The 24,364-nt window shown below is 73.0% G+C and carries 21 protein-coding genes and 1 tRNA gene; 7 read left to right on the top strand and 15 right to left on the bottom strand.

Features of this window, described 5'->3' with window-relative positions:
• Nucleotides 1-240: 240 nt before the first annotated feature.
• Both ACFQ6N_RS05025 and ACFQ6N_RS05030 read right to left on the bottom strand, forming a co-directional pair.
• A tRNA-Met gene (locus ACFQ6N_RS05025) sits at nt 241-314 on the bottom strand.
• Nucleotides 315-414: 100 nt separating this feature from the next.
• Nucleotides 415-3,423, bottom strand: coding sequence for a UPF0182 family protein (locus ACFQ6N_RS05030; protein ID WP_380646939.1), 3,009 nt, complete (start codon nt 3,421-3,423; stop codon nt 415-417).
• 201 nt (nt 3,424-3,624) lie between these two features.
• Here ACFQ6N_RS05030 and ACFQ6N_RS05035 point away from each other — a divergent pair, with 201 nt between their 5' ends.
• A complete protein-coding gene (locus ACFQ6N_RS05035; protein ID WP_380646940.1) occupies nt 3,625-4,197 on the top strand; it encodes a PPA1309 family protein in 573 nt (190 codons plus the stop codon).
• A gap of 51 nt (nt 4,198-4,248) precedes the next feature.
• Here the strand turns inward: ACFQ6N_RS05035 and ACFQ6N_RS05040 are convergent, their stop codons facing one another.
• The 4 genes from ACFQ6N_RS05040 to ACFQ6N_RS05055 all read right to left on the bottom strand — a co-directional run bounded on the left by ACFQ6N_RS05040 (nt 4,249) and on the right by ACFQ6N_RS05055 (nt 7,508).
• On the bottom strand, nt 4,249-5,361 hold the full coding sequence (locus ACFQ6N_RS05040) for a PDZ domain-containing protein (RefSeq protein WP_380646941.1): 1,113 nt from the start codon (nt 5,359-5,361) through the stop codon (nt 4,249-4,251).
• Nucleotides 5,362-5,403: 42 nt separating this feature from the next.
• The gene (locus ACFQ6N_RS05045; protein WP_380646942.1) at nt 5,404-5,595 is read right to left on the bottom strand and encodes a hypothetical protein; all 192 of its coding nucleotides are present in this window, start codon (nt 5,593-5,595) and stop codon (nt 5,404-5,406) included.
• Nucleotides 5,596-5,799: 204 nt separating this feature from the next.
• Nucleotides 5,800-6,240 (bottom strand): molybdenum cofactor biosynthesis protein MoaE, encoded by a 441-nt coding sequence (locus ACFQ6N_RS05050; protein WP_380646944.1) that lies wholly within the window; start codon nt 6,238-6,240, stop codon nt 5,800-5,802.
• Nucleotides 6,241-6,359: 119 nt separating this feature from the next.
• The gene (locus ACFQ6N_RS05055; protein WP_380646945.1) at nt 6,360-7,508 is read right to left on the bottom strand and encodes an NAD-dependent epimerase/dehydratase family protein; all 1,149 of its coding nucleotides are present in this window, start codon (nt 7,506-7,508) and stop codon (nt 6,360-6,362) included.
• A 198-nt stretch (nt 7,509-7,706) separates the two neighbouring features.
• On the opposite strand from ACFQ6N_RS05055, the gene ACFQ6N_RS05060 reads away from it, so the two are divergent.
• Both ACFQ6N_RS05060 and ACFQ6N_RS05065 read left to right on the top strand, forming a co-directional pair.
• Nucleotides 7,707-9,272, top strand: coding sequence for a zinc-dependent metalloprotease (locus ACFQ6N_RS05060; RefSeq protein ID WP_380646946.1), 1,566 nt, complete (start codon nt 7,707-7,709; stop codon nt 9,270-9,272).
• Nucleotides 9,269-9,856, top strand: a complete 588-nt coding sequence (locus tag ACFQ6N_RS05065) for an NUDIX hydrolase (RefSeq protein ID WP_380646947.1) — start codon at nt 9,269-9,271, stop codon at nt 9,854-9,856. Before ACFQ6N_RS05060 ends, ACFQ6N_RS05065 begins: the two co-directional genes overlap by 4 nt.
• A 218-nt stretch (nt 9,857-10,074) precedes the next feature.
• Here the strand turns inward: ACFQ6N_RS05065 and ACFQ6N_RS05070 are convergent, their stop codons facing one another.
• Nucleotides 10,075-10,734, bottom strand: a complete 660-nt coding sequence (locus tag ACFQ6N_RS05070) for a M48 family metallopeptidase (protein ID WP_380646949.1) — start codon at nt 10,732-10,734, stop codon at nt 10,075-10,077.
• Nucleotides 10,735-11,058: 324 nt separating this feature from the next.
• Here ACFQ6N_RS05070 and ACFQ6N_RS05075 point away from each other — a divergent pair, with 324 nt between their 5' ends.
• Nucleotides 11,059-12,153 (top strand): TOMM precursor leader peptide-binding protein, encoded by a 1,095-nt coding sequence (locus ACFQ6N_RS05075; protein ID WP_380646950.1) that lies wholly within the window; start codon nt 11,059-11,061, stop codon nt 12,151-12,153.
• 90 nt (nt 12,154-12,243) lie between these two features.
• Here ACFQ6N_RS05075 and ACFQ6N_RS05080 read toward each other — a convergent pair whose 3' ends face one another.
• The gene (locus tag ACFQ6N_RS05080; RefSeq protein WP_380646953.1) at nt 12,244-13,845 is read right to left on the bottom strand and encodes an MFS transporter; all 1,602 of its coding nucleotides are present in this window, start codon (nt 13,843-13,845) and stop codon (nt 12,244-12,246) included.
• 171 nt (nt 13,846-14,016) lie between these two features.
• On the opposite strand from ACFQ6N_RS05080, the gene ACFQ6N_RS05085 reads away from it, so the two are divergent.
• Both ACFQ6N_RS05085 and ACFQ6N_RS05090 read left to right on the top strand, forming a co-directional pair.
• The gene (locus tag ACFQ6N_RS05085; protein WP_380646955.1) at nt 14,017-14,736 is read left to right on the top strand and encodes a TetR/AcrR family transcriptional regulator C-terminal domain-containing protein; all 720 of its coding nucleotides are present in this window, start codon (nt 14,017-14,019) and stop codon (nt 14,734-14,736) included.
• A gap of 162 nt (nt 14,737-14,898) precedes the next feature.
• The gene (locus tag ACFQ6N_RS05090; protein ID WP_380646957.1) at nt 14,899-16,320 is read left to right on the top strand and encodes an ABC1 kinase family protein; all 1,422 of its coding nucleotides are present in this window, start codon (nt 14,899-14,901) and stop codon (nt 16,318-16,320) included.
• Nucleotides 16,321-16,477: 157 nt separating this feature from the next.
• Here the strand turns inward: ACFQ6N_RS05090 and ACFQ6N_RS05095 are convergent, their stop codons facing one another.
• From ACFQ6N_RS05095 to ACFQ6N_RS05110, 4 genes are all read right to left on the bottom strand, one after another.
• Nucleotides 16,478-16,876, bottom strand: coding sequence for a hypothetical protein (locus ACFQ6N_RS05095; protein ID WP_380646959.1), 399 nt, complete (start codon nt 16,874-16,876; stop codon nt 16,478-16,480).
• Nucleotides 16,873-17,241: a WhiB family transcriptional regulator gene (locus ACFQ6N_RS05100; RefSeq protein ID WP_380646961.1), complete on the bottom strand. Its 369-nt coding sequence runs from the start codon at nt 17,239-17,241 to the stop codon at nt 16,873-16,875. The genes ACFQ6N_RS05095 and ACFQ6N_RS05100 overlap by 4 nt, the downstream gene beginning before the upstream one ends.
• A 168-nt stretch (nt 17,242-17,409) precedes the next feature.
• Nucleotides 17,410-17,868 carry a hypothetical protein gene (locus tag ACFQ6N_RS05105; RefSeq protein WP_380646964.1) on the bottom strand — a complete coding sequence of 153 codons (459 nt, stop codon included), beginning with the start codon at nt 17,866-17,868 and terminating at the stop codon, nt 17,410-17,412.
• A 261-nt stretch (nt 17,869-18,129) separates the two neighbouring features.
• Nucleotides 18,130-20,397: an ATP-dependent DNA helicase UvrD2 gene (locus tag ACFQ6N_RS05110; RefSeq protein WP_380646966.1), complete on the bottom strand. Its 2,268-nt coding sequence runs from the start codon at nt 20,395-20,397 to the stop codon at nt 18,130-18,132.
• Nucleotides 20,398-20,561: 164 nt separating this feature from the next.
• Between ACFQ6N_RS05110 and ACFQ6N_RS05115 the strand changes: the two genes are divergently transcribed.
• Complete coding sequence (locus ACFQ6N_RS05115; RefSeq protein WP_380646968.1) at nt 20,562-20,819, top strand: mycoredoxin; 258 nt, start codon at nt 20,562-20,564, stop codon at nt 20,817-20,819.
• Between the two features lie 35 nt (nt 20,820-20,854).
• On the opposite strand, the gene ACFQ6N_RS05120 is transcribed toward ACFQ6N_RS05115, so the two are convergent.
• The 3 genes from ACFQ6N_RS05120 to ACFQ6N_RS05130 all read right to left on the bottom strand — a co-directional run bounded on the left by ACFQ6N_RS05120 (nt 20,855) and on the right by ACFQ6N_RS05130 (nt 24,329).
• The gene (locus ACFQ6N_RS05120) at nt 20,855-21,694 is read right to left on the bottom strand and encodes a GntR family transcriptional regulator (protein WP_380646970.1); all 840 of its coding nucleotides are present in this window, start codon (nt 21,692-21,694) and stop codon (nt 20,855-20,857) included.
• A 221-nt stretch (nt 21,695-21,915) separates the two neighbouring features.
• A complete protein-coding gene (gene nudC / locus ACFQ6N_RS05125) occupies nt 21,916-22,857 on the bottom strand; it encodes an NAD(+) diphosphatase (RefSeq protein WP_380646972.1) in 942 nt (313 codons plus the stop codon).
• Nucleotides 22,858-22,925: 68 nt separating this feature from the next.
• Nucleotides 22,926-24,329: a dipeptidase gene (locus ACFQ6N_RS05130; RefSeq protein ID WP_380646973.1), complete on the bottom strand. Its 1,404-nt coding sequence runs from the start codon at nt 24,327-24,329 to the stop codon at nt 22,926-22,928.
• Between the last annotated feature and the right edge of the window lie 35 nt (nt 24,330-24,364).

Consider the following 24,364-nt stretch of genomic DNA (forward strand, 5'->3'; position numbering starts at 1 on the left):
TCGCATCACCCGCTACCCGCATACACCTGCCCCGGCCGAATTCCGGCGGGGCCGACCCGAAGCCGACGAAATTGCTTCGGCGCTTTGTCGATTTCCCGACAGTCCGACCCCACAAACCCCGCTGCCGTCGTCGTTGGCGACGGTCGATACTACCGGAGCGGTTCCCACCGCTTCGGTGCGAAAGCGGCAGCGGAAACACCAGAGGCCCGGAGGAAGGATCCTCCGGGCCTCTGGCCTTTGTAGCGGGGACAGGATTTGAACCTGCGACCTCTGGGTTATGAGCCCAGCGAGCTACCGAGCTGCTCCACCCCGCGTCGGTAAATGAACCATAGCACGGTCGCGGGGCGGAACGGAAAACGGTTGCCGCAGCTCAGCGGGCCGGGGCCGGGCGACTGCCCCGGCCCCGGCCGCGGACTACGGCTGGGGGCTCGGCGCCCCGGCCCCCGTGGCCCCCGGAGCGGGGGTACCGGTCGGGGCCGGCGCCGGGCTGCCGCCGCGGGCGGCGTCGGCCGCCTTCAGCGCGTCGCCGAGCGCCTTCTGGGCGTTGCCGTAGGCCACCCAGTCGCCGTTCTTGAACGCGGTCTGGCCGTCGGCGTACGCCTTCGCCGCGTCCGACAGCGCCTTCTGCAGCTCCGGCGAGATCGTCCCGCCCGGCGCCGGCGTGGCCGGGGCGGTGGGAGCGGGCGTCACCGGGGAGGTCGGCGAGGTCGGCGAGGTCGGCGAGGTCGGCGACGTCGGGGCCGTCCCGCTGCCCGGCGAGGACGGCGCGACCGGCGTGGCCGGCGGCGCCTGCCCGGCGAACAGCTTCTTCAGCGCGGCCTCCAGGGTGTCCTCGAACGCCACGTTGTCGTCCCCGTACACCGCCAGGACCTTCTGCAGCGTCGGGTACTTGGCGCCGCGTCCGCGCACGTACACCGGCTCGACGTTGAGCAGTCCGCCGCCGACCGGCAGGGTCAGCAGGTTGCCGTACTCCAGCTCGGTGTCACCGCCGCTCTTCAGCGCGAAGATCTGGTTGGCCACCTCCTGGCGGGAGTTGAACTTCGACTGCACCAGGCCGGGGCCGGGGGCACCGGACTCGCCCGTCATCTTCAGGACGCGGATCTTCCCGTAGTCGTCCCCCGGGTCCGCGTTGACGGCCATGAACGCCGCCAGGTTCGGGCGCCCATTGGGTACGAAGCTGCTGGTCAGCGAGAAGCTCGCGTTGGCGGCGTCCGGCATCCGCACCGTCACGTAGTACGGCGGCTGGACCTGCTTGGTGTCACTGGTCGGGTCCACCGGGACCTGCCAGATGTCACTGCCGTTGAAGAACGAGTTGGAGTCGGTCACGTGGTACTGGCCGAGCAGGTCGCGCTGCACCTTGAACATGTCCTGCGGGTAACGCAGGTGCGGCAGCAGCGACTGCGGGATGTCCGCCTTCGGCTCCACGGTGCCCGGGAAGGCCTTCATCCAGGTCTTCAGCACCGGGTCCTTCTCGTCCCACTGGTAGAGCTTCACCTCGCCGGTGTAGGCGTCCACCGTGGCCTTGACCGAGTTGCGGATGTAGTTGACCTGGTTGGCGACGGTCAGCAGCTCACCGCGCTGGTTGGTCAGCGAGTCCTTGGTCGCGGTGCCCAGCGTCGTCTTCGACGAGAACGGGAAGCCGTCCGAGGTGGTGTAGCCGTCCACCACCCAGACCACGCGGCCGTCCTGCACCACCGGGTACGGGTCGGCGTCGATCGACAGCCACGGCGCGACCTTCTCCACCCGCTCCTTCGGCGTCCGGTTGTAGATCACCTTGGCGCCGTCCGTGATCGCCCCCGCGTAGAGGATCTGCGGCTCGGCGAAGCGCACCGCGTACGCGGCCCGGGTCAGCGGGTTGTCCAGCGAGACACCGCCGGAACCGGTGTACGTGTACTCCACGTTCTGGCCGGTCTTGGTGTCGGTGTAGTCGATCTCCTTGTTGGCGCCGCCGACGATCGAGTACGTCGTCGTCTTCTCGCCGTAGTAGATCCGCTGCTGGTAGTCGCCCAGCGCGCCGGTGGCCGGCAGGCCGGACTCGGTGAACACCGGGCCGCCCTTGTCGTCGACCTGGTTCCCCTTGGCGACGGCCGCGCCGTAGCCGTGGGTGTACTTGAAGTGGTCGTTGATCCAGTTGCGCTGCACGCCGTTGAGGTCGAGCTCACGCAGGCCGATCACGGTGTCCTGCTTGTTCGCGCCGCTGCCGTAGCGGTCCACGTCCAGCGTGCTCGGGAAGGCGTAGTAGTTGCGCTGCTGCTCCAGCGACTGGAACGTCTGCGAGACGATGTTCGGGTCCAGCAGCCGCACGTCGGCGATGGTCTGCGCGTCCGGCTTGAGCGCGTCGGCGTTGGTCGAGCCCTGCGGGCTGTACGGCGTGGTCTGCGAGTCCGCGATCCCGTACGCCTGCCGCGTCGCGTCGATGTTCTTCTGGATGTACGGCGTCTCCTTGGCCTGCTCGTTCGGCTTGACCTGGAACTGCTGCACGATCGCCGGGTACAGGCCGCCGATCAGCACCGCCGACAGCACCATCAGCCCCAGCCCGATCAGGGCCGGCGCCCAGGTGCGGCGGATCGGGGTCAGGAAGAACAGCACCGCGCAGATGATCGCGACGAAGAACAGGATGGTCTTCGCCGGCAGGAACGCGTTGGCGTCCACGTAGCGCAGGCCCGTCCAGCCCGAGACGCCCTTGTACGAACCGGTCTTGACCGCCAGCGCGTACCGGTCCAGCCAGTAGGCGACGGCCTTCAGCAGCACGAACACCCCCAGCAGCACCGCCAGGTGGCCCTGCGCACCGACGCTCGCCCGCCGGCCCGGGCCCTGCAGCCGCAGCCCGCCGTACAGGTAGTGCACCAGCGCCGAGGTCAGCAGCGAGACGATGACCGCGCTGAACGCGAAGCCCAGCACGAACTCGTAGAACGGCAGGTCGAACGCGTAGAACGAGACGTCCATGCCGAACTGGGCGTCCTTCTCCCCGAAGGACGTCGAGTTGGTCCACATCAGCCAGGTCCGCCACTGGCCGGACGCCGCGGCGCCCGCCACCAGGCCGATCACCAGCGAGATGCCGATCAGCGCCCAGCGCTTGAACGGCGCGAGGCCCGACCGGTACCGGTCCAGGCTCTGCTGCTCCACCGACATCGCCGACAGCGGCGGCCGCAGCCGGTGCGCCAGCCAGATGTTGAAGCCGACGATCACCGCCATCAGCAGGCCGAAGACCGCGAACAGCCCGACCTTCGTCCACAACTGGGTGGTGAACACCGAGGAGTAGTGGACGGACCTGAACCACAGCCAGTCCGTCCAGAAGCCCGCGAACATGACGAACAGCAGGAACAGCACCGCGAGCACGCCCAGGGTCAGCAGGGCCACCCGCGCCCGCCGGGAGGGCGGGCCTACCCTCCGCCGGAAACCCGGCCCTGAGCGTTCCGGCATCTGGAATACCACGGTGGCACCTCAGCTGTGTCGTCTGGATATCGGTCGTCAGAGCAACTTAACCAGGCTTTGGCCGAGTTCCCACCGTTAGCAGACGGTTACGACGAACGACCGCCCCGGGCCGTGCCCCGGGCGGTCCGCGCGGCCCCGCCGCCGGACCGTCCGGCGGACGCGCCCCGCCCGGCGTGTGAGGATTGAGGCATGTCCGACGCGCCTGATCTGAACAACTCCCCCGACGACGTCTCCAAGCTCCCGGCCGCCACCCCGCTCACCCGGGCCGCCCTGGAGATCGACGAGTACGCCGCCACCCTCGGCTGGGACCTCCCGGCCCGCCTGTTCGCCCTGGTGGACAGCGCCGCACTGCGCAAGGCCGACCCCCGGGTCGCCAAGCAGCTCGGCCTCGCCGACACCGACGAGCCCGGCCTCACCCCGGTCGAGCAGGACGAGCTGCCGGCCGGCATGGAGCTCGACAAGTTCCTCGGCACCATCGCCTGGCCCGCCGCCGTGGCCGGCTGCGCCCTGGTCGTCGAGCGCCTGATGCTGCCGCCGGGCTCCGAGCAGACCCGCCCGCGGGGTGCCAGCGACGCCCAGCTCGCCGAGTGGGTGGCCAACCACCCCAAGCGCGAGGAGGTGCGGATCACCGCCGCCGTGCTGCGCGACGGCAAGAAGGAGATCGCCCTGCGGCTGCGGTCCAAGGACGTCGCCCGCGAGGTGCTGACCGGCCCGGACCTGGTGCCCGGCCTGACCGACGCGCTGCTCGCGACCTTCTCCTGAGGCCGGCCCGGCGACGGCCGGGCCCGGCTTCCCCGGACGTGCCGCCGGGGCCTACTTGGCGCAGGACGGCAGCGCGGAGGTCTGCCCGGAGCGGATCTGCTCCAGCGACTTCAGCGCGCCGTCCAGCGTGTCCGTCTTGACCAGGGTCAGCCCCGACGGGATGTTCTTGGTGGCCTCGGCGCAGTTCGAGGACGGGGTGAAGAAGAAGTCGGCCCCGGCGTCACGGGCGGCGATCAGCTTCATCGATATCCCGCCGATCGGGCCGACCTTGCCGTCGTCGTCGATGGTGCCGGTGCCGGCGACGAACCGGCCGCCGGTGAGGTCGCCGCCCGGGGTCAGCTTGTCGATGATGCCGAGCGAGAACATCAGGCCCGCGCTCGGGCCGCCGACGTCCTGCAGCCCGATGTCGATCTGGAACGGGTAGGTGTGCCGGATCCCGGTGCCGATGCCGACCACGGCGAGGCCGGCCCGCTCGGCGGGGGCCTTCGGGTCGAGGTCCGCGGCCCGCACGGTCGGGACGGTGACGTCGGTGCTGCTCCCGGGGGCGGCGGTGCCGTTGCCGGCGGCGTCCTTGACCCGCGGCACGACGGTGAAGACCGCCGACTCGCCCGGCTTGTGCTTGGTGACCGCGGCGACCACCTGGTCGACCGAGACGACGGGCGTGCCGTCGACGGCGACGATCTGGTCGCCCGCGTGCAGCCGGCCCTCGGCCGGGGCACCGGCGGTGACCGACTTGACGATCAGCTCGCTGCCGACCGGGACGCCCAGCTGCTTGAGCGCCGCGGTGCGGGCGCTGTCCTCGGAGGAGGCGAACTCCTCGGCGTTCTGCTTCTTGGCGTCGGCGTCCGACTGCCCCTTCGGGTACACGTTGTCGTGCGGCACCACCAGCACGTCGTCGCGCAGCCAGCCCACCACCGCGTTGACCAGGCTGGGCTCGTACTTGGCCCCGGTGACCTGGACGGTGGTCATGTTGAGGTGCCCGCTGGTCGGGTACGAGTCGTGCCCCGAGATGCTGATCACCGGCTTGCCGCCCTGGTTGCCGAGCGTGTTGTACGTCGGCCCCGGGCTCATCTCCGTGTACGGCACCTTCATCAGCACCGAGACGCAGAGCAGCGCTATGAGCAGCAGGGTGGCAGCGAGCATCGTCGCGGAGCGGCGTGGCATGCCACGACAGTACGGGACGCGGGTGAAGCGGCGCCCGCCGGGCTACCGGCCGGAGCCCTCGCCGGGGGCGGCGGCACCCGCGGTGGTGCGTTCCATCGCGGCCATGAAGCGCCGGTGCTCGGCGAGCGAGGCCGGATCCCCCGTCGCCCGCGGAGCCCGCTGGGCCCAGCCCGCCCAGAGGGCCGCGACCAGGACCGCGAGGACCGGAATGATCAGCCAGGCGAGCGCACCCATGTCAGTACTCCCAGCTCGTCGTGTCTATGAGCAGATTAACCACTCCGGCGGACAACGCGGCCGGCGCCATCCGGGTTACGGGACGGCCGATCGGCTCACTTCCAGGGAGTATTCGAGGCGCTGCTCCGGACCCGTTGGAGTGAGGCCCCGGCGCGCCTGACCCGACAGACGCCCGGAATGTGCGGACGGTTCCGGCGGGGGGGGTCAGCAGCCGCCGGCCCCGACCCACTCCTCCTCGCCGTCGGCGAAGACCTGGTGCTTCCAGATCGGCACCTCGTGCTTGAGGTCGTCGATCAGCCGGCGGGCGGCCGCGAAGGCCTCGCCGCGGTGGGCGCAGGAGACGGCGACGATCACGGCCTTGTCGGTGATCTCCAGCCGGCCGACGCGGTGGACCGCGGCCAGCGCCCGGACCGGGAAGTCGGCGACGACCTTCTCGGCGATCCGCCGCATCTCCTCCTCGGCGGTCGGGTGGCAGCTGTACTCCAGCGCGGTCACCGACTTGCCGCCGTCGTGGTCACGGACCGTCCCGACGAAGACGGTGGTGCCGCCGGCCGCGTCGTCGCCGACCGCCTCGTACACCTCGTCCAGCGAGAGCGGGGTGTCGCGGACGGCGAGCAGGCGGATGGGGTCGTGGTTCTCGGACATGCCCCCATGATTGCCCATCCTGGACGGTCCGGGGCAAGTGCCTTCCGCATCACGATGTGGAAATTTCGCATCGTGAGAAAGCTTGGCGGGGTGCGAGGGAGGCGGGCCGCCCGGGCCGGTCAGAACCGCCGCCGCTTGCGGGCCCGGCGCACCAGCGCCGCCGTACCGACCAGCGCCACCGTCGCCCCGGCCGCCCCCAGGCTGGTCGCGGCCTCCTTCCCGCCCAGCCGGCGCCCGGCCACCGCGTGCTTGCCGGACACCTGCGCCAGCAGCTCGGACAGCACCTGCTCGTTGGTGTGCCGCGGCCGCCAGCCCGCCTCGTGCAGCCGGCTGCCGGAGACCACCCACGGGTACATCGTGTACGCCAGGTCCCCGGCCGGCGCCGGGGTCAGGCCCAGCCGGTGCAGCCGCGCCGCCGTCCCGAGCGCCAGCGCGGCCGGCAGCTCCATCCGCCGGATCCCCGACAGCCGCTCGACGTCCTCCTGCTCCAGCCAGCCGTCGCAGCCGACCGTCACCTCGCCCTCGACCAGGCCCAGCGCCGCGTACTCCAGCGCCGCCGCCAGGTCGTCCACGTGGCAGAACTGCCAGCACGGACGGGAACCGGCCACCACCAGCAGCCTGGGCGCCTCGAAGTGCCGGGTCAGCACGGTGTCCACGCCGGGGCCCACCACCACGGCCGGGCGCAGCACCGTCACCTGGAGGCCGGGGTGGGCGCGCGGCGCCCGGCGGGCCAGCCGCTCGATCTCCAGCAGGTCCCCGACCAGCGAGGCCTCCTCGGTCGCCCGCAGCTCGGAGTCCTCGGCCAGCGGCACCTCGTTGTCGGCCAGCGCGCCGTAGACCATCGCCGACGTGCAGAGCACCACCCGGGGCACCCCGGCGGCCGCGGCCGCCGTCAGCACCGTCTGGGCACCGCGCACGTTGTAGGCGCTGCGGGCCCGCGGGTCGGACTCCATGCCGAAGTCCATCGCCAGGTGCACCACGACGTCGACCCCGGCCAGCCGCTCGGCCACCGCCGGGTCACGTACGTCCAGCACCCGCCACTGCACGCCGGGGACCTCGCCCCGGCGGTCGTCGACCGCCAGGACCTTCCGTACGTGCGGGGAGGCCACCAGCCGGGCGGCGACCCGCTCGCCCAGCACCCCTGCGGCACCCGTGACCGCAACGGTCAGCGGCCGTCCGCCGTAGGCTGGAGGCGGCGACGCCGTGGTGTCCGACGCGTCCTCTCCTCCGGTCAGCCCAGAGCGAACGTCCGAAGGCGGGGAACTCACCGGCCATCCTCCACGGTTAGCTTATGTGCGTACGGACGTGTGTCACGTACGTCCATCCTGCCCGAGGCGAAGGCCCGGCGGTGCACCCGGCGCGGGCCTGCCGCGCGGGATCCGCCCCCGAGTCCCCCACTCCGCCACCGCCCCGGGCGCAGACTTCCCCGCCACACCCGTATGACGGCCGACCGGATCGAGGACCCCGTGAGCGACCTTCCCTTCGGATTCGGCGTTCCGCCAGAGGAGCCCGAGGACGGCAAGGCCAAGCCCGACGACGCCCGGAAGAAGGACCAGGACCCGGCCGCCGGCGGCCAGTCGCCGTTCGGCTTCGGGGGCGGCAACCCCTTCGGCGCGCTCTTCGGCGGCCTGCCCGGCGCCCCGGGCGGCCCCGGCGGCGCCGGTGCCGACAACCCCTTCGCCGCGATGTTCGGCGGCATGAACCCCGGCGACCTCGGCGCCGCGTTCCAGCAGCTCGGCCAGATGCTCTCCTTCGAGGGCGGCCCGGTGAACTGGGAACTCGCCACGAACATCGCCCGCCAGAGCGTCGTCGCCGAGCCCGCCGAAGGCAAGAGCAAGGACCGTTCGGTCAGCGCCGCCGAGCGCTCCGCCGTCGCCGAGGCCGTCCGCCTGGCCGACCTCTGGCTCGACGGCTCCACCGAGTTCCCCTCCGGCGCGGGCACCGCCGTCGCCTGGAGCCGCGCCGAGTGGATCGAAGCCACGCTTCCGGTCTGGAAGGACCTCGTCGACCCGGTCGCCGAGCGGGTCGGCAACGCCATGGGCGGCGTCCTGCCCGAGGAGATGCAGGCCATGGCCGGCCCGCTGATGGGCATGATGCGCTCCATGGGCGGCGCCATGTTCGGCACCCAGATCGGCCAGGCCCTCGGCGCGCTCGCCGGCGAGGTCGTCGGCTCCGCCGACATCGGCCTGCCGCTCGCCCCGGCCGGCAAGGCCGCGCTGCTGCCGCAGAACGTCGCCGAGTTCGGCGAGGGCCTGAGCGTGCCCGCCGACGAGGTCCGCCTCTACCTGGCCCTGCGCGAGGCCGCCCACCAGCGGCTCTTCGCCCACGTGCCGTGGCTGCGCGCCCACCTGCTGGGCGCCGTCGAGGCCTACGCGCGCGGCATCAAGGTCGACACCTCCCGGATGGAGGAACTGGTCGGCCAGCTCGACCCGAGCAACCCCGAGGCGCTCCAGGACGCCCTGGCCGGCGGCCTGCTCCAGCCCGAGGACACCCCCGAGCAGAAGGCCGCGCTCGCCCGCCTGGAGACCGCGCTCGCGCTGGTCGAGGGCTGGGTCGACGCCGTCGTGCACGCCGCCGCCGAACCGCACCTGCCGCAGGCCGGGGCGCTGCGCGAGACCGTCCGCCGCCGTCGCGCGGCCGGCGGGCCCGCCGAGCAGACCTTCGCCACCCTGGTCGGCCTGGAACTGCGCCCGCGCCGCCTGCGCGACGCCTCCCGGCTGTGGGCGCTGCTCGCCGACGCCCGCGGCATCGAGGGCCGCGACGCGCTCTGGCAGCACCCGGACATGCTGCCCACCGCCGCCGACCTGGACGACCCGGACGCCTTCGTGCACCGGGACGCCGGCGACGGCCTGGAGGGCGGCATCGACTTCGACGCGATCGACAAGCTGCTCGGCGAGGCCGCGGCCGGCAAGCCGGACCTCACCAAGGGCGGCGACGCCGCAGGCCCCGCCAAGGGCGACTCCACCGAGGCCGACGAACAGCCGAAGACCGACGGCACCGGCACCGACGGAAAGGGCGAGCCCACCGCATGACGGACACCGACACGTCCGCGTCCACGCTGCACGCGGACGCCGTCCGGACGCTGACCGCGTGGCGGCCCGCCGAGGAGGACCAGGAGCAGCTGCGGCTCGACTACCTGGAGCACCTGGCCGCGCAGCCCGACGGCCTGTTCCGCTCCTGCCTGCCCGCGCACATCACCGCGAGCGCGGCGGTCGTCGACCCGGCGGCCGGGCGGGTGCTGCTGACGCTGCACCCCAAGGTGGGCATGTGGCTGCAGATGGGCGGGCACTGCGAGCCGGACGACCGCGACCTCGCCGCGGCGGCGCTGCGCGAGGCCGTCGAGGAGTCCGGCATCCCCGACCTGGTCCTGCTGACGGCGGACGGCGCCCCCGTCCCGGCGAAGCTGGACCGCCACCAGGTCCGCTGCACCGGCAAGGACCGGCCGGAGAACACCCACCTCGACGTCCAGTACATCGCGCTGGCCCCGGCCGGCGCGCAGGCGCTGATCAGCGAGGAGTCGCTGGACCTGCGCTGGTTCGACTACGACCGGCTGCCGGAGCTCACCGACCACTCGGTGCGCGACCTGGTGGCCCGGGCACGCCGGCTGACCGGCTGACCGACCGCGCAGCTGAGCGACTGACCGACCGAGCAGCTGACCGGCCGGGGTGCCGACCGACTGAGGTGCGGCACGGAACGGGGGCGCGGGCCGATATGGCCCGCGCCCCCTTCTTGTCGTCTTTTCCGTCGGCTCCGGCCGCCCTCGCGGCCCCTGCCGCTCCCCGTCGCCCCACGCTCCCGCCGGCCTCAACCGGCCTCAACCGACCTCAACCGACCTCAACCGCAGGAACCCTCCGGGTCCGGCCCCGGGTCGGCGTGCCGGGCACCGGGGATGTGCGGCAGCCGGGCGGCGGAGACCACACCCTCCAGGTAGCCGCGGGCCCGCTCCGTCCGGGGGTAGGCCTCCAGCAGGGCCCAGAACGCCGGGCCGTGGTCCGGCACCAGCAGGTGCGCCAGCTCGTGCAGCAGCACGTAGTCCAGCACGTACTCCGGCATGCCCTGGAGGCGGTGGGAGAGGCGGATCGTGCCCTCGCTCGGGGTGCAGGAGCCCCAGCGCGAGTTCTGGTTGGTGACCCAGCGGACCTGGACGGGGTGGGCGCGGTCGTCCAGATAGGCGGCCGACAGCTCACGGGCCCGGGCCATCAGGGCCTCGTCCCCGGGGATCCGCCGGGACTCCTGGGCGGCGAGCTTCTCCAGCATCTGCGCGACCCAGCGCTGCTCCTCCGCGTGCGACAGCCGGGCCGGGATCAGCACGACGGTGCGGTCGCCCTCGCGGTAGGCGGAGACCGTACGACTGCGGCGGGCGCTGCGCCGCACCTCGACCCGGCTGCGGTCGTGCGCCTCCGACGGGGCCGCTCCGACGGGCGGGTGCTGTGACGGCGCCGGCCTCGACTGCTCCGACTGGTCCGGGCGCCCACGCGTGTTCGGTGCCGCCATCTGCGACCCGGACGCTGCACGGGCACGCCGACGCGACGCCGGTGGATGGGAGTCCCGCTCGGCTGCCATGCCACACGACGTTACCCGGTACCACTGACAGAAGTCCGCTGCCATGGCCGGAATCTTTCATGGAGTGATCGGGAACGAAAAGTCGACGGCGGGTGTCCGGAAACCGACTTCCGAGGGGATGTCCAGTTATCCACAGAGTGTGCGAACCGATGTTCTGATCATGAGCACGGGCCTGTGGATAACCCCGGGCACACCGTCGCCCCGATGGGGCATGCTGCGGTCAGCCGTCCGGAAACGATCGGAAGGGAGATCGCCGTGCGCCTCGCGCTGAAGCCCGCTCTGTCCCGGAGTTGGCGGGACTCCGAAACCCTGCAGTTCGGCACCGTCACCCGCCATGCGGGGGTGCTCGGCAACGCCGACCAGACGCTGTGCGAGTTCCTCGGGCTGCTCGACGGCAGCCTCGACCGGCCGGAGCTGCTGGCGGCCGGAGAACGGATCGGGCTCGGCCGCGAGCCCGCCGAGACACTGCTGGCCGAGCTGGAGGAGACCGGGCTGCTGGACGACGCGGAGGCGGTCGACAGGGCGCTGGCCCGCTTCCCCCAGCCGCACCGGGAACTGCTCGGGCCCGACCTCGCCTCGCTCTCCCTGGTCCACTCCGGGCCGGGCGCCGCACCGGCCGCCCTGGCCCGCCGGGCCGACGCACGGATCGAGGTGCGCGGCGCGGGCCGGGTCGGCGCGGCGGTCGCGGCGGTGCTCGCCGCCGGCGGGACGGGCACGGTCACGGTCTCCGACGGCGGCCGGGTGACACCGGGCGACTGCTCGCCGGCCGGGCTCCCGCCCGCGGACATCGGGCGGCTGCGCTCGACGGCGGCGAGGGAGGCGGTGCGCCGCGCCGTGGGCCGTCCACCGCTGCCGGCGCCGGCCCCGCGCCGAAGGCCCGACGACCCGCCACCGGACTTCGTGGTCCTCGCGCCCCGGGACGGCAGCGGCGCCTTCGCGGGCGGGACGTACGAGGCCCGGCTGCTGCTGCGGGCCGGGGTGCCGCACCTGTACGTGGGCGTGGTCGAGGAGTTCGGCATCGTCGGGCCGCTGGTGGTCCCCGGGCGGTCCGCGTGCGGACACTGCCTGGTGCTGCGCAGGGAGGACGAGGACGCGGCCTGGCCCCGGGTGCTGGCGCAGCTGGCCCACGAGGGGCCGGGGCGGGCCCGGACACCGGCCTGTGACACGGCGCTGGCGACGGCGGTCGCCGGACTGGCCGCCCTGCATGTGCAGGTCTACCTGGACGGCGGTCGGCCGCCGAGCGTCGACGGGTGGTGCGAGGTGTCGGCGAGTGACGCGATGGCCCGGCGGCTGAGGTTGCGCGGGCACCCGGACTGCGGGTGCCTGTGGCAGCCGTTTCCACCGGGGTGAGATGAGGACGAGGAACAGCAGGGGGAGGCCCGCCGGACGACGCCGAAGGCCGGCGCCCCGGGGGCGCCGGCCTTCTCGGTGTGCTCGGCCTCAGACGGCGGCCACCGGCTTCCCGGTCTCCTCCCCGGCGCCCTCCCCGCCCTCCGGCAGGTCCCCGGCCGGCGCGGTGCCCGCCGCCGACTTCCGGTCCCGCATCACCAGCGTGGCCACCAGCGCCGCCGCCAGCACGCCGATCCCGCTGACCGTGAAGGTCGTCGCCATCGCCCCGGTGAACGCCTCCCGGGCGGTCCGGACGAGCCCGGAGTCCCCACCGGCGACCGCCAGCGCCCCGGCGATGGAGTGCTTCGCCTGCTCCGGCGTCCCGGCCGGCATCCGGTCGGCGAATCCGCTCGACAGCAGCGAGCCGAGGATCGCGATGCCGAGCGCGGCGCCCGCCTGCTGGATGGTGTCGTTGAGCGCCGAGCCGACGCCGGCCTGCTCCGGCGGGATCGTCCCCATCAGCGCGCCCACCGCGGCCGGCATCGCCAGACCCGCTCCGAGTCCGAGCAGTCCGAGCGCGACCGCCGGCACGGTGAAGCCGGTGCCGGCCGAGACCGTGGTCAGCAGCGCGAACGAGGAGGCCATGACGAGCATCCCGGCGAGGATCAGCGGCCGGTTACCGGTCTTCGCGGCGAGCTTGGCGCCGGCCCCGTTGCCGATCAGCGCCGCGACGGCCAGCGGCAGGAAGGCCAGGCCCGCCTTGACCGGCGAGTAGCCGAGCACGAACTGGAGGTACTGGGTGAGCACCAGCAGGAGTCCGCCGTTGCCGATCTGCACCAGGGTCAGCGACAGCGATCCCCCGCTGAAGTCGCGGGCCTTGAAGAGCGCCAGCGGCACCATCGGCTCGGCGGTGACGTTCTCCCACACCACGAACCCGACGAGGGCGCCCACCGCGACGATCAGGGTGACCAGCGCGCGGCCGGCGAACGCGCCGTGCTGCGGGATCTCGATGATCCACCAGATCAGGGCGGTCATGCCGACGGCCGACAGCACCGCGCCGAGCGGGTCGGGCTTGCGCCACGGCCCCTTGGACTCCGGCATCAGCAGCAGGCCCGCCAGGATCGCCAGCGCCACCACCGGGACGTTGATGAAGAAGATCGAATGCCACGAGAAGTGGTCGATCAGGACGCCGCCGAGCACCGGGCTGCCGACCAGTCCGAGCATCGCCACCGAGCCCCAGGCGGCCATCGCCTTGCCGCGCTCCTCCCCGTCGAACACGGTGATGAGGATCGACAGCGTCGAGGGCATGATCAGCGCTCCGCCGACGCCCATCGCGACCCGGGCCGCGATGACCTCGCCCGGGTTGGCACAGAAGGTCGCCGCGAGTGATGCCGCCCCGAAGAGCAGCAGTCCGATGATCATGACTTTCCGGCGGCCGAAGCGGTCGCCGAGGCTGCCGGAGGTCAGCAGCAGTCCCGCGAAGACCAGGACGTAGGAGTCGAGGATCCACTGGGTGTCCTGGGCGCTCGCGCCGAGGTCGGCGGTCATCGAGGGCACCGCGACGGTCAGGGCCATGCTGTCGACCACCAGCACGAGCGAGCTGAGGCAGAGCACGATCAGGATCCACCAGCGGTGCGGATTGCGACCCTCGACCCCGGCCCCGCCCTCGGCCTCGGCCCCGGCCCTGTTCCTGCTCCCGTTGTCGACCGACATCAGCCACCCCTCCCCATCTGCGCACACCGTTCCCCCGGTGCGCACTACGTTCCGTCGCTGCGCACACTGTACGCATGACGGAACAGTGTGCGCAACACCTGTCTCCTGTACGCTCAGTGCGAACGGTGTACGCAGCACGCGCCCCGCAGCACACAGGAGGAGGAGCCGCCGATGGCCGCCCGAACGAACCCGATCCCGTCCGTGTGGGCCCGACAGCAGCGCGAGCCCGACCAGCCCGCCCTCAGCCGGGCCGCGATCGTCCGCGAGGCGATCGCCATGCTGGACGCGGACGGCATCGACGCCCTGAGCATGCGCAAGCTCGCCACCCGCCTGAACGCGGGCGCCACCTCCCTCTACCGGCACGTGGCCACCAAGGACGAGCTGATGGAGCTCGCGGTGGACGAGGTCTTCGGCGAGATGGACCTGCCGCCCGCCGACAGCCCCGACTGGCGCGCCGCCGCCGTCGAGGCCGCCGACGCCTTCCGGGCGACGGCCCTGCGTCACCCCTGGCTTTCCTCCGTGCTGGGCCAGGCCGGCCTCGCCTACCTCGGCCCCAACCTGCTCGCCTACGCCGAGCGGCTGAGCACCCTCCTCACCGCCGCGGGCTTCCCGGATCCGTCGCGGGCGATCGAGACGCTCATCGCCTACGTCATCGGCATGAGCACCACCGAGGCCGCCTGGCTCACCACCATCGCGCGCTCCGGCGAGACCGAGGCCGAGTTCGTCGCCCGCCTGATGCCCGCCGCCGTCCAGGCCACCGCCGACTACGACCACCTCTCCGCCGCCTACACCGCCGCCGCGAAGGAGGACCCGGCCGAGGCCCGCGACGGCAAGTTCGCCTACGGCCTGGAGGTCGTCCTGGACGGCCTCGCCCTGCGCCTGCCCCGCTGACACCGGCCCCGTCGGACCGGGCCGCCCCACTCCCCCGTGAAGAAACGGCACTCCCCGCCCCGCGCCCGCCGAATTCCGGCTGGTGTGCGGCGCGGAGCGGGCACAATGGCCTAGTGATGGTCGGCCCTTCGGTGTCGGGGGGCCAGGGGATTGGAGGCCCGGGTGAGCGATCTTCCGCGCAAGGCAGTGACCCGCACGGCACGGCTCGCCGCCCTGCCGCTGGGGATAGCCGGCCGGGCCACGCTCGGCCTGGGCAGGCGGATCGGCGGCCGGTCCGCCGAGGTGGTCACCGCCGAGCTCCAACAGGCCACCGCCGACCAGCTGTTCAAGGTCCTCGGCGAGCTCAAGGGCGGGGCGATGAAGTTCGGGCAGGTGCTGTCCGTCTTCGAGGCCGCGCTGCCCGAGGAGGTCGCCGGGCCGTACCGGGCGGCGCTCACCAAGCTGCAGGACGCCGCTCCCCCGATGCCCTCCGCCAAGGTGCACACCGCGCTCGCCCAGCGGCTGGGGGACGACTGGCGCGGGCTGTTCCGGGAGTTCGACGACCGGCCGGCGGCCGCGGCCTCGATCGGCCAGGTGCACCGGGCGGTCTGGCACGACGGCCGCCGGGTCGCGGTCAAGGTGCAGTACCCGGGCGCGGGCGACGCCCTGCTCGCGGACCTCTCGCAGCTGAGCCGGGTGGCCTGGCTGCTCGGCCCGCTGATCCCGGGGCTGGACATCAAGCCGCTGATCGCCGAGCTGCGCGAGCGCGTCTCGGAGGAACTGGACTACGAGCTGGAGGCGCAGGCGCAGCGCCGGCACGCCGAGGAGTTCGCGGACGACCCGGACATCGTGGTGCCCGGCGTGGTGGCCCAGGCCGACCAGGTGCTGGTCACCGAGTGGATGGACGGCACCCCGCTGGCCGAGGTGATCGCGAGCGGCACCCAGGAGGAGCGCGACCGCGCCGGGCAGCTGCTGGCCCGGTTCCTGTTCGCCGGCCCGGCCCGGACCGGCCTGCTGCACGCGGATCCGCACCCGGGCAACTTCCGGCTGCTGAAGGACGACGGCCCGGCGGCCGGGTGGCGGCTGGGCGTGCTGGACTTCGGCACGGTCGACCGGCTGCCGGGCGGTCTGCCCGCGCCGATCGGGGCGTCGCTGCGGATGGCGCTCGACGGGGACGCGGCCGGCGTGCTGAAGATGCTGCGCGAGGAGGGCTTCGTGAAGCCCTCGATCCGGCTGGACCCGGACGCGGTGCTGGACTACCTGCTGCCGATCATCGAGCCGGCCGCGGTGGAGAACTTCCACTTCACCCGGACCTGGATGCGCGCCCAGGCGGCCCGGATCGCCGATCCGCGCTCGCCCGCCTACAACCTGGGCAAGCAGCTGAACCTGCCGCCCGCGTACCTGCTGATCCACCGGGTGACGCTGAGCACCATCGGGGTGCTCTGCCAGCTGGGCGCCCAGGCTCCCTTCCGGGCGGAGATGCTGGAGTGGCTCCCCGAGTTCGCCGACCGGCCGCGCCAGACACCGCAGGCACCACAGGCACGGCAGACACGGGAGGCACCGCAGCCGAAGGGCGCCGGCCCCGCCCGCACTGCCAAGGGCTGACCGGGCACACCCGGCCGCCGACGGCACCACCCGCACCGAGCAGCCCGACCAGCCCGAACCCACGCCGACCGCACCGACCGCGCCAACGGCCGCAGGCCGCTCCCCACCAAGGGGAGCGGCCTGCGGCACGACGGGGGTGGAACGAAGGGGGCGGGCGCTACATCAGCGCCACGGCGAGCGCCTTGCGGGCGCGCAGCGAGGCCCGCTCGGCCCGCTGCTTGAGCCTGCGGGCCCGGACGACCCGGCTGACGAGCCGTTGGTTCTCGGCCTCGTGGAGCCTGTCTTGCATATGGGCACGGGCCAGGGATTCGTGGAGGAGTTGCATCTCGAGGATCCTGTTCTGGGTCTGAAGTTCGGTGGCCTGCTCTGCGCGGGCGGTGGGATCGACGGCGGAGGGGGTCATGTCGTGGTCCTGCTCGTGGTGCGTGCTCGGGAATGGGGTACGGCTTGCGGCGTCGGCCTTGGCGGCGGCGATCCGCACGGATCGGCGGAGGGCGCTGTCCAGCGGGGGCTGCTCTCCCCGGCTGAAGGCCCTGGCCTGGTCGGCGGGGTTCACGCCATGACCTCGGTCTTGCGCGGACGGCCACGCGGCCGCTTGCGGGCCACGACGACGCCCTGGACGAACAGCTCGCCGCCCCAGACGCCCCACGGCTCACGCCGCTCCAGGGCGCCGGTCAGACAGGCGTCCTTCACCGGGCAGGTGCCGCAGAGGGACTTCGCGTACTCGACGTCGGCGGGCGTCTCGGCGAAGAAGACCTCAGGGTCGAAGGCGCGGCACGGGATGGGGAGGCCGAGCGACTCGGCCTGCTCGATGGAGCTGATCTGCATGGAAGGAACCTCCGGGGGGTCGGCCTGGTCGGCCTTGGTGATCTGGCTTGTCGGCGGTACGGACGGGGTGGGCGGCGTGATGACCGTGGACACTGTGGGCGTCTTCCTCGTCTTCTCAGTGGTTCCGGCCCAGTGGACTGGTGGTGCTGGGCCGGAGGCCCCGGAGGGCCTGGGTGGTCTTGCGTACCGGACAAAACAGAAGGGCCGCGGATCCCGGTGGTGACGGGTTCCGCGGCCCTGGAGGTGCCGACCTGAGCTGGCTCAGGTTCGTTCTCTCCAGGGTTCGGGGCCGCGGAAGGCCCACATCCGGATGACCTTGGCGCCGTTGAAGGCGGCCATGGCCTGGTTGATCAGCTGCTCGTCCTGCTTTTGCGGGTGTCCGGCACCGATGACCTGCGCATAGCCGCCATGAATGGCAGCGGCTACGGCCGCCTTCGGTGCCTGGGTCGGTCGCTCATCGCGCTCGGAGCGCGACGTGCCGACCGACGCCCAGTCACGGGACAGACCGGTCTCGACAGAGGTGCCTTCGACGCTCCTGTTGCCCGTGAGGCACAGATCAGTGTGTCCGGGACCACTGACAACGGGGGCGAGGGAGACACCGGTGGTGTCGAGACCCAGACCGGTTCCACCGAGCTCGGCGAGCGCCCGCAGACGGGCGGCACGCAGGGAGGCAGCGACAACGGTCTGGCCAGTCATTTTGGTGATCATGATGTTTCCCACTGTCTTCGCCTCCTCTCGGCGTCTCGCGGAGCCAGGTTTCCCCGGCTCCGAATGTTCGGATGTCTGTCTCGGTACAGCTGTGGGCCCGGGGAGTATCGGCACAGGTGTGACCCCGTGCGATCGCGTCCCCTTGACCGCCCCGGCAGGCTATTGCGCTCCTGGTACGCCGCGCAAACTATTTTTCGCGGCGGTTTCCACGGCGCGTCCGACAGCCGGTTTCGAAGTCCCCCGAGCAGTCCCCTGGACCGCGCCCGTGCCGGCTCACGCCGGATCGACCGAACCGTCGTCCTCGACGCCGTCCGGATCCTCCTCGGGCTCCTCCCCCGCACACAACGAGAGCACGGCGGCCCCGTACTTGTCCAGCTTCATCGCGCCGACCCCGGAGATCGAGGCCAGTTCCTGGCGGCTGGACGGCACGTCCTCGGCGATCGCCATGAGCGTGGCGTCGGTGAACACCACGTACGCCGGGGCGCCCTGCTTCCTGGCCTGCCCGGCGCGCCACTCGCGCAGCCGCTCGTAGAGCCCCTCGTCCATCGTGGACGGGCAGCTCTCGCAGCGGCGCAGCTTGCGTTCGACGGCCTCGGTGAGCACCTTGTCGCAGACCCGGCACTTGACCGGTCCGCGGACCCGCCGGCCGGCGGAGCGCTCGCCGGGCTCGACGCCCCCGCGTCCGCCGCGCGCGCCGGTCCGCGCGCCGGGTGCGGTGGAGCCGGGGCGCAGTCCGTCGAGGAAGCGGCTGGGCTTGCGGCTCGCGCGGCCGCCCGGGGAGCGGGAGAGGGACCAGGAGAGGGCGAGGTGCTTGCGGGCGCGGGTGACGCCGACGTAGAGCAGCCGGCGTTCCTCCTCGACCTGTTCGTCGGTCTTGGCGTAGATGATCGGCATGGTGCCCTCGGTGAGGCCGACGAGGAAGACGGCGTCCCATTCGAGGCCCTTGGCGGCGTGCAGGGAGGCGAGGGTGACGCCTTCGACGGCGGGCGCGTGCTGGGCGGCGGCGCGGGCGTCGAGTTCGGCGACGTAGGCGGCGAGGTCGGTGTCCTGGCCCGCGGCGGTGCGGGTGCGCTCGAACTCCTCGGCGAGGCGGACGAGGGCGGCGAGGGACTCCCAGCGGTCGCGGACGGCACCGGAGCCGGCCGGGGGCTCGGGGGTGAAGCCGCGGGTGGCGAGGACGGCGCGGACCTGGCCGGGGAGGTCGGGGGCGCCGTCGGTGAGGGGGTCGGAGGCGGCGCGGGCGGCGCCGCGCAGCAGGACGCCGGCGTCGCGGACCTCGGGGCGTTCGAAGAACCGTTCGGCGCCCTTGAGCTGGTAGGGGACGCCGACGTCGGCGAGGGCCTGCTCGTAGACCTCGGACTGGCCGTTGGTGCGGAAGAGGACGGCGATCTCGCTGGCGCGCACGCCGGTGGCGAGCAGGTCCTTGATCCGGCGGGCGGTGTTCTCGGCCTCGGTGGGTTCGTCCTCGTACTCGGTGTAGCCGGGTTCGGGGCCGGCCTCGCGCTGGGAGACGAGTTCGAGGCGGTGGCGGGCCGCTTCGCCGCGGGCCTGGGAGAGCAGCCCGTTGGCGAGGTGGACGACCTGGGGGGTGGAGCGGTAGTCGCGGACGAGCTTGACGACGGTGGCGTCGGGGTGGCGGGTGCGGAAGCCGAGCAGGTAGTCGGGGGTGGCACCGGTGAAGGAGTAGATGGTCTGGCTGGCGTCGCCGACGACGCAGAGGCTGGTGCCGCCGTCGGGGCCGGTCCAGCGGTCGAGCAGGCGCTGCTGGAGCGGGGAGACGTCCTGGTACTCGTCGACGGTGAAGTGCCGGTACTGGGAGCGGACCTGGTCGGCGATGTCCGGGCGGTCCTCCAGGATGGCGGCGGTGAGCAGCAGCACGTCCTCGAAGTCGATGTTCCCGCGGCGGCTCTTGGTCTCCTCGTAGACGCGGTAGACCTGGGCCGTCTCGGCCGGGTCGCGGGGGGCCTCGCGGCCGGACTTGGCGACGGCGGCGGGGTAGTCCTCGGGGGCGGTCTGGGTGACCTTGGCCCACTCGATCTCGGCGGTGAGGTCGCGCAGTTCGGTGCGCTGGACGCGCAGGCCGCAGCGGCCCGCGGCCTCGGCGACGAGCTGGACCTTGCGTTCGAGGAGCTGGGGGACGGGGCCGCCGACGGCGCGGGGCCAGAAGTACTGGAGCTGGCGCAGGGCGGCGGAGTGGAACGTCCGGGCCTGGACGCCGTCGACGCCGAGTTCGCGCAGGCGGCCGCGCATCTCGCCGGCGGCGCGGGCGGTGAAGGTGACGGCGAGGACCTGCTGGGGGTGGTAGACGCCGCTGCGCACGCCGTAGGCGATGCGGTGGGTGATGGCGCGGGTCTTGCCGGTGCCGGCGCCGGCGAGGACGCAGACGGGGCCGTGCAGGGCGGTGGCGACGGCGCGCTGTTCGGGGTCGAGCCCGGCGAGCACGGCGTCCGGGCCCGTGGCGGCGCCGGGGTCGGCCCAGGGGGAGCCGTGGGGGCCGTCGTAGGGGCTGCCGCTCAAGAGGTCTTCCTGCATGCGTTCCATCCTCTCAGCCCGGTGGGACAACGGGGGCGGGGTTGTCCACAGGCCCGGTGTGATCGCAGGATGATCGCTTCGCAGCACGGTCGATGGAGGGCCGGAATGCCCGCCGTCCGGTGGACGTTCCCTCCGGAGACCGCTTGCACCTCTCTTTCGAAGGAGCCCCCTCGATGTCCGGCACCGTGACGATGTACAGCACGACCTGGTGTGGGTACTGCAACCGACTCAAGAGCCAGCTGGAGCGTGAAGGCATCGGCTACACCGAGATCAACATCGAGGAGGACCCGGCGTCGGCGTCCTTCGTCGAGTCGGTGAACGGCGGCAACCAGACGGTGCCGACGGTGCTGGTGACGCCGGTGGGCGGCGGCGAGCGGGTGGTCATGACCAACCCGAGCCTGCTCCAGGTGAAGAAGGCCCTGGCGGCCTGAGCCCGGCCGGGCCGCCCGGGCCGGTGCGCGTCACGTCACGTCGCGTCGGCCCGGGCGGGGTCGACGGGCGCGGCGGGCGCGGGCAGGGTGGTGCGCGCGCCGAGGTCGCCGACGCCGTAGACGAGCCGGCTGCGGTCGGCGGAGTAGCGGGTCTCGATGACCCGGACGGGCCCGCGCCGGTCGTAGGTGACGCGGGTCTGCACCACGAGCGGCACGCCCGGGCCGCCCTGGAACCACTGGGCCTCCTCGGGGCCGGGCATCCGGGCGACGAGGTGGTCGACGGCGCCGATCTCGGTGCGTCCGAGGGCGGCGAGGACGGCCTCGTCCCCGCCCTCGACGGGGTCGGGCTCCATCAGCGGGGTGCCGGCGGCGAGGCCGGCCCGGTAGTGGCTCTCCTCGATGGAGTACGGCTCGCGATCGAGCAGCCGCAGCTGGCGGCGGACCACGATGGCCTCGCCGGGGCGCAGTCCGAGGCGTTCGGCGATGTCGACCCGGGCCCGGACGATCATCATCTCGAAGTCGGTGCCGAGTTCACGCCCGGCTTCGGCGGCCTCGCCGAGGTAGACCGCGGAGGGCGCGGCCAGGCAGTCACGCGGCGCGGGGGCGAGGGTGGGCCCGTAGGCGCGGTGGTCCAGGACGGGGTGTTCGCGCAGGTACGTGCCCTTGCCCTGGAGGCGGACCAGGCGGCCCTCGTTGACCAAGACGTCGACGGCGAGGCGGACAGTGTTGCGGGCGACGCCGTACTGGCGCTCCAGTTCGCTCTCGACCGGCAGGGCGGCGTCGGCGGTGAACTCGCCCTCGGCGATCCGACGGCGGAGGTCGGCGGCGAGGCGCTGGTATTTGGGGGATTGGGCGGTGCCCCGGGGGATTGTCACCCGAGTGAATGTAGCGAGCGCGGTGACGCGGTTTCAGCCGTTTCCGGCAATGTCGTCCGCGCGGGTCGGCGGCCGGGCCCTGCGGGTGCCTCCCGGTAGCAGAACTGGCCCGTCCGGACACGAACAGCCGGTCGTGCGGAATTCGGGAAGGGATTGGAAAGAAAAAAGGGGGCGCACGACTTAAGCCGCGCGCCCCCTTTCTCGGAATCCTCCGTACCGGATTACCAGCGCGCCGAGGACGGCAGCGGCTCGCCGTACCAGAGCTCGACCAGGTGCCGCGCGATCGAGATGCCGGACGGTGGCAGGATCTCGCCCGCCGCCATCCCGGCCCGCAGCTCCTCGCGGGAGAACCAGCGCGCCTCGGCCAGCTCCTCCCCGTCCACGGTGATCTCGGTGCCGCCCGGCAGTGCCTTGCCCGTGAAGCCGAGCATCAGGCTGGACGGGAACGGCCAGGGCTGGCTGGCGACGTAGCGCACCTCGCCGACCTGGACGCCCGCCTCCTCGTGCACCTCGCGGGCCACCGCCTGCTCGATCGACTCCCCCGGCTCGACGAAGCCGGCCAGGGTCGACCAGCGGCCCTCGGGCCACAGCGCCTGGCGGCCGAGCAGGCAGCGGTCCCGGTCGTCGGTGATCACCATGATCACCGCCGGGTCGGTGCGCGGGTAGTGCTCGGCCGCGCAGGAGGTGCAGCGCCGCACGTGCCCGGCGCCGGCCTTCTCGGTCGGGTGCCCGCAGCGCGAGCAGAAGCTGTGCAGCCGGTGCCAGTGCTCCAGCGCCACGGCGTGCACCAGCAGCCCGGCGTCCCGGTCGGACAGCATCGCGCCGACCTCGCGCAGCCCGGCCGGACGGGCGTCGCCGTCCAGCCGCCCGGGCAGGCTCTCGCCGGCCAGCGCGAAGTACGAGACGCCGTCCCCGTCGGTGCCGAGGAAGTAGCGGTCCCCGGTCTGCGGCGCCTCGAAGGAGGGCAGCAGCACGAGTTCGGTGCCCTGCGCGGTGTCGACCACGAAGGCCTCGCCGCCGGCGATCGGCAGCACCCGGGTGTTCGGGTGGCTCCAGGCCGCCGCCAGCCAGGGCTCGTCGAACCGGTGCTCGGCCGCCCGGTCGACGCCGGCCCGGGCCAGTGCCAGGTGCGGCGGGCGCTCGGTCTCAGGCACGGTGCTCACGTCGTTCCATCCCCACGTGGTGAATCATCCGGATGAGTGATCTGACTGCCTCGGGTGCGACGGCGCGCTCACGCACCGGGGCGGAAGTTCTCGGCCAGGTCGCCCCACAGGTACGCGGCGGTCTCCACGCCCTTGGCCAGCAGGTCCAGCTCGACCTTCTCGTTGACCGAGTGCCAGCCGTCCGAGGGCACCGAGACGCCGAGGAACAGCACCGGCGCGCCCAGCACGTCCTGGAGGTCGGCGGCGGGGCCGGAGCCGCCCTCGCGGGTGAACAGGATCTTCTGCCCGAAGGCCCGGCCCATCGCGCGGACGGTGGACTGCAGCGCCGGGTGGTCCAGCGGGGTCAGGCAGGGCCGGGTCGCGCCCGGGAAGACCAGCTCGTACCGGATGCCCTCGGGCACCCGCTCGGCCACCCACGCCCGCACGGCCTCGCGGACCTTGTCCACCTCCTGCCCGGCGACCAGCCGGAAGGACAGCTTGAGGTGCGCCGACGCGGGGACGATGGTCTTCCCGCCGGGCCCGGTGTAGCCGCCCCAGATGCCGTTGACCTCGGCGGTCGGGCGCGCCCAGACCCGCTCCAGGGTGGAGTAGCCGGCCTCGCCGCGGGTGCCGTACGACTTGGCGACCCGCAGCCACTGCTCCTCGTCGAAGGGCAGCTCGGCGAACAGCTCGCGCTCACGCTCGGTCAGCTCGACCACGCCGTCGTAGAAGCCCGGGACGGCCACCCTGCGGTCGGCGTCGTGCAGGGCGGCGGCCAGCTCGGCCGCGACCTGGGCCGGGTTGGGGACGGCGCCGCCGAACGAGCCGGAGTGGATGTCGGTGTCCGGCCCGAACAGGTCGATCTGGGCGTCGGCCAGGCCGCGCATGCCGGTGCAGACGGTCGGCGTGGTCGCGGACCACATGCCGGTGTCGGAGATGACCACGACGTCGGCGGCCAGCCGGCCGGCCTCGCGGCGGACCAGGTCGGGGAAGTTCGGCGAGCCGGACTCCTCCTCGCCCTCGATCAGCAGCTTGAGGTTGACGGCCGGCGCGGTGCGGCCGGTCGCGTCCAGGTGGGCGCGCACGCCGAGGGTGTGGAAGAACACCTGGCCCTTGTCGTCGGCGGCGCCGCGCGCGTACAGCCGGCCGCCGACCACGGTCGGGGTGAACGGCTCGGTGTCCCAGCCGTCCTCCCGGTCGGCGGGCTGCACGTCGTGGTGCCCGTAGACCAGCACGGTCGGCGCGGACGGGTCCCCGGAGGGCCACTCGGCGAACACCGCCGGCAGGCCGTCGGTCTCCCACACCTCGGCGACCGGGAAGCCGGTGTCGCGCAGCTTGGCCGCGAGCCACTCCGCCGAGCGCCGCACATCGCCGGCCCGGGCCGGGTCGGCGGAGACCGACGGGATGGCCAGCCACTCGGAGAGGTCGGCCAGGAAGGCCGCCTGGTGCCGGTCGATGTAGGAGCGGACGGCGCTGTCCGGAGTTCTCGTCATACCGACGACTGTAGTTCGCCCGTGCGGGTGCCCGC

The organism is Kitasatospora sp. NPDC056446 (genome assembly GCF_042796115.1).
Taxonomy (GTDB): domain Bacteria; phylum Actinomycetota; class Actinomycetes; order Streptomycetales; family Streptomycetaceae; genus Kitasatospora.